This is a genomic window from Cryobacterium sp. CAN_C2 (assembly GCF_015751745.1).
Classification (GTDB): Bacteria; Actinomycetota; Actinomycetes; order Actinomycetales; family Microbacteriaceae; genus Cryobacterium.
In genome coordinates, this window is sequence record NZ_JADOUX010000040.1 from 1 (window position 1) to 3659 (window position 3659).

The 3659-nt window shown below is 58.2% G+C and carries 3 protein-coding genes; 1 reads left to right on the forward strand and 2 read right to left on the reverse strand.

Annotated features, from left to right (window positions below; genetic code table 11):
• Positions 1–96: 96 nt before the first annotated feature.
• The gene (locus tag IWX77_RS16710) at positions 97–576 is read left to right on the forward strand and encodes a recombinase family protein (protein WP_196845673.1); all 480 of its coding nucleotides are present in this window, start codon (positions 97–99) and stop codon (positions 574–576) included.
• A gap of 1195 nt (positions 577–1771) precedes the next feature.
• Here IWX77_RS16710 and IWX77_RS16715 read toward each other — a convergent pair.
• Both IWX77_RS16715 and IWX77_RS16720 read right to left on the reverse strand, forming a co-directional pair.
• Entirely contained in the window at positions 1772–2317 is a 546-nt protein-coding gene (locus tag IWX77_RS16715) for a hypothetical protein (RefSeq protein WP_196845674.1), read from the reverse strand.
• Positions 2314–3015 (reverse strand): RNA polymerase sigma factor, encoded by a 702-nt coding sequence (locus tag IWX77_RS16720; protein WP_327012285.1) that lies wholly within the window; start codon positions 3013–3015, stop codon positions 2314–2316. Before IWX77_RS16720 ends, IWX77_RS16715 begins: the two co-directional genes overlap by 4 nt.
• Positions 3016–3659: the final 644 nt, after the last annotated feature.

The following is a 3659-nucleotide window of genomic DNA, read 5'->3' on the forward strand; positions in this document are numbered from 1 at the left end:
ACGCAGCTGGGAACCGTCCGGACGGCACTTCGATAGGCTCAAAGAAATAGCCCGCATTTGATCGAGTGTTGCGACGTTCGCTAGAAAACGCCCAGTTTGTCACGGCCGCCGACAGACACCATCAGCGGCACCAAGACCGATCGACCAGGCTTGACGAAGGCGCTCGAACAGCTCCGCGCCGGCGACACTCTCGTCGTCTGGAAACTTGACCGACTCGGCCGCACCGTGAAGAACCTCATCGACTTCACCGAACAACTCCACCAAGACGGTGTTGGCTTCCGCTCGCTGACTGACCAAATCGACACCACCACCCCGGCCGGCCGGTTCTTCTTCAACATCATGGCGTCGCTCGCGCAAATGGAACAAGAACTCACCATCGAACGAACCCAAGCAGGTCTCGCCGCCGCCCGCGAAAAAGGCCACCTCCCCGGCCGGAAACGCATCATGACCGAAAGCAAGATCGCATCAGCAATAAAGCTTCTCGAAGCAGGTATGACACCACCCGACGTTGCGCGTGACCTGGGCGTCTCCATTGCCACGATGTACCGGTGGATCCCCGCCCACGGAAGGCCGTAATTCCAGCCACTCCGGAGCACTCGGCTGCGGCCGCCATCAGACTCGTAGCGTGGTTTTTATTCCGTTCCGTGATCTGACCCCAAGAGAGTTTTACCCACGGCATCAGTCGCGGTTATTGGTCACTCGTGGGTCCATGTGCTCGGGCGGTTCCTGATTGCCATAAGTGCGCAGCTAACGACGACCAGCAAGGAAAGAACGATGAACGCTAAATTCACCGGTCCAGGATCTTCTCCACCTGCCACTGCAATCGCTCGCGGTACGCCCACAACGGCGGAAATTAGTCCGACAACGATGTAGAAGGAAAAAGCGTTCTTGCGGCTCATTTTTGTATTTCGTGCTTAGCAAAGATTGGAGATCAGGAAGGCAGGGGCTGCAGTTGCAAAGGATATAGCTCCTGCCACACCAACTATTACGCCTCCCACTCCAGTAGCCACAAAGGGTGACCCGACAAGGGTGACTACGCCTGCAACTGTGGCGATATTCCCAAAGATAGTCCCAGCGTCAGCAGCACCGGGTGCGCACGCAAGTCCTGCGCCCGTACAGTGAATTGAAACAGATCCTCCTATCGTCTGTCTCAATTCACTGTACGGGCGCAGCCGGCACTCCCGCCGTCGACGTCGCCGAACATCTGGGTGTCTCGGTGCCCACCCTCTATCGGTGGATCCCCGCCTCAACCCGCTGAGTCCCAAAACAACTACGAGCGGAACAAGAGCAGTTTCCGGTTTCAGTCAGTCGAAACCGAAATACCACCATTCATCGTGGCTGCCAGATCACACAACCCCTCGGCCTGCGCCAACGCCACAAAGTCCCGCTGCACCTCAGTCAACGGCACCCCCGTTCCGCTCACCCCGGATCGGAGTTCGGTCAGCTCCTTTCGAAGATCGACGAAACGCGCAACGTCTGGAGACGTCTGGTACAAGCTCATCTGGCATTCCTTCCTGGACGACAATTCTCGCTGCACCAAAGACTGCCCACCCCTACACGTCGCCTGAGAGTGAATCGCCGCCCTACGGACGCTTTCTCATCCGGGAACCGGCAGATTGATGGGCTTACCGTACGCTGAGCTCCGAATTCTCAAGCGACCCCTACTAATACCCGGCTTCTGACCCCCAAGTAAATGTAAATCTGGGCCGATGTGGACGCCGCCAAGAAACACGTCGTCGTGGGTAGTTTTGGTCATGGCATTTGTTTGTTCCTACTTGGCTCGTTCCGCCAGGCCGAGGCGACCGCAGACGTCGGACGCGCCGGGAATCACGGCGGCCATTCCATCGGACATGACACAGACCGTGAGCGGGTCAGGGACAGGGTAGGAAAATGTTCGGTCAACGGGATCTGAACGAACCCCACTCTCGATACTTGCGTCCAGGGCATGCTGGGCCCAGAGGTCTGAACACGCGGCCAGGGCGTCATTGATTGACACCGGACCCCCTTCGCTGTCGCCGATGGTGCCCTCGAGGCTGGTCACCCGAGCGCCCGGGAATTCCCCCCACATGTTGAGCTCCGCTCGAGCGAAGCAATTGATGTGATCGGTCCTCGTTACCTGCGCTTGGACGGCCACGACGGCACCGGCAGTCAAGACGAGGGTTGCAATGACTGCGGGGACGACGATCCGAACGCGTCGAGCACGACGAAGTCTCAGATTCTCTGGAGTTCCTGGTTCGGCGATGTTCACGAGGAGGGCTCGGATCGCCGCACTGCGGTTGGCAGTGAAGTGCGGTTCCGTCGGCGTACTGTTCATCATGTGCTTTCTCCCGCAACTGATGGGGATGGTTGGATCGGGTTGTACTCGTTGAGGACGAGAGCGAGGTGTCGCTTTGCGCGGAATAGTCGGGATTTGACGGTGCCCGAAGGTATTCGAAGAAGCCGGCTGACGTCCGTCATCGACAGGTCTTCCAGGACACACAGCAGCAGTATCTCTTGGTCCCGGGAGTTCAGGTGCGCAAAGGCGCGCTGAACCGTGTTCCCTGTGGAGCCGAGGTCGATCGCGTCCAGCACCGCCTCACTGTGGTCAGGCACAGAATCCGGCGGTGGAAGCCTTCGGAGAAGTCGCTGGTGTCGGAGACCGGACCGAAGTTGATTCCGGGCCACGTTGTTAGTGGTTACAAGGAGCCACCCGAGGATGGACTCATCAACGAACCGAACTCGTGTTCTGCACCGCCAAGCTTCGAGGAACACCATCGCAGTAACATCCTCAGCCGCCGCCTGTGTTCGAACCAGCCGAAGGCTATGACCAAAAACCCGATCCCGGTGGCGGTCAAACAGGACACCAAACGCGCGTCCATTGCCGCCGCGGACGTGCAACCACAGTGCGGAGTCTGTGGCTTGGGAATCAAAGGTGTCCATACTCAACAATGTCCGGCAGGGAGGCATTGGTTCCATCCAATCCGCGTGCAAAACGAACTTCAGAAAGTGGGCTATCGACGTAACTGCCGCGATCATGCGGCGGACGACCAATTCCGTAGGAAATGAGCGGGCCTTCAATCAAGCCGACACGATTAGGCCTTGCGCTATCCGCCTCATCGGCTGGGTCGTGACGAAGCTCTGCCAACTTGGCCGCTACGAGGCGCTGAGCCAGGCTTCGAGCGGTCGCCGCACCGCTCTCGATCCGCGATATTAGGGCAGTTACATGGATAGTCACACTCCAGAAAAAATGGCCAAGACCCGGGAGCCTGGATAGTGGCTCGGGGTCTTGGCCGATACGTCGTCTAGAAGCAGCTATATGTATTCGTCAAATGGAACCTGACTGACGACGCCCGATCGTTGTACCCAACGTTGGCCAAGTTGCTCCGACAATCGAAATAGCCGTAGAAACCGCCGTAGTAGTTGATGTCGTCATAGAGCCTGATCTGGCATGCTCCTTGACCTGCGAAGGAAGACGTCTGATCGTTCCAGACGACACTGGGTGAAGCGAACGTGTAAGTCTGGCCGTAGCAGGTTGATGCATTTGAGGTCGTGTAATAGTCCGCGTTGCCACTGTAATTGGCGCCACGGAATTTGTCAAGCCGGATGAGGCCAGTGGGAGTTAGGCGGCTAGTTTGGCCTCGGTGCTGTCGGTGGGTTTGTTGATCCAGGCGGTCGCCGGA